Source organism: Rhizobium sp. BK418 (assembly GCF_004341105.1).
Taxonomy (GTDB): domain Bacteria; phylum Pseudomonadota; class Alphaproteobacteria; order Rhizobiales; family Rhizobiaceae; genus Rhizobium.
Window position 1 is genome coordinate 1 of the sequence record NZ_SLZK01000021.1, and the last position, 1,062, is coordinate 1,062.

Annotated in this window: 1 protein-coding gene; it reads left to right on the top strand. The window is 64.4% G+C overall.

What is annotated here, in order from left to right; translation table 11 throughout:
• A partial coding sequence (locus EV281_RS30960; RefSeq protein WP_132658654.1) for a methyl-accepting chemotaxis protein occupies positions 1-998 on the top strand: 998 nt, incomplete at its 5' end.
• Positions 999-1,062: the final 64 nt, after the last annotated feature.

Below are 1,062 nucleotides of genomic sequence, written 5' to 3' on the forward strand. Positions count from 1 at the left end.
AGAGCGAGCGCGAAAGCAATCTGCGCCATCAGCAGGACGAAGCTTCGTTGCAGGCCCGCGTCGTCAGCACCATCGGCCAGGCGCTGGAGCAGATCGCCCACGGCGACCTGACTGTGCGCTGCGCCGACATCGGCCAAAAATACGCGGCTCTGCGCGACAACTTCAACGATGCGCTCTCGCATCTGGAAGCTGCCATGGCCCAGGTCAGCGCCAAGGGCGGTGATATCGGTGTCGCCAAGGAAGAAATCCGCCGTGCCTCCAACGAACTGTCGCAGCGCACCGAGCGTCAGGCCGCAAGCCTGGAAGAAACCTCGGCTGCTCTCGACGAGCTGACCGTCGCCGTCCGCCAGACGGCCGATGGCGCCCATGAAGCCAGCAAGCGGGTTCACTCGGTCTCGACCGAAGCCACCCACAGCGATGCGATCGTCACCCAGGCGATCGAAGCCATGAGCGGCATCGAGAAGTCCTCGTCGGAAATCTCCAAGATCATCGGCGTCATCGACGAGATCGCCTTCCAGACCAACCTTCTGGCGCTCAATGCCGGTGTCGAGGCGGCACGTGCCGGCGAAAGCGGCAAGGGCTTTGCCGTCGTTGCCCAGGAAGTGCGTGAACTGGCCCAGCGCTCGGCTGCTGCCGCCAAGGAGATCAAGGATCAGATCGCCCGTTCGTCCAGCCAGGTCGACCATGGCGTGCGTCTCGTCGGCGAGGCAGGCGAAGCGCTGAAGCGCATCTCCGACCAGATCAAGGCTGCCAACGAGATCGTCGCCAAGATCGCCCACAGCGCTTCCGAACAGGATACGACGCTGCGCTCGATCTCGGCCTCGATGAACCAGCTCGACGCCGCCACCCAGCAGAACGCCGCCATGGCCGAAGAGACCACGGCATCGGCCGAAACGCTGGCTGCCGATACTGACGAACTGCTCGGCCTCATCAGAGGCTTCCGCGTCGGCAATGTCGCAGCCGCCCCCGTCTCGCATCACGGTCGCCGCGCCGCATAAGCGGGGCCACCACAGGCGGTTTTATCACCAAAGCTTTAGCGACCGCCGGATCAGAATCCGGCGG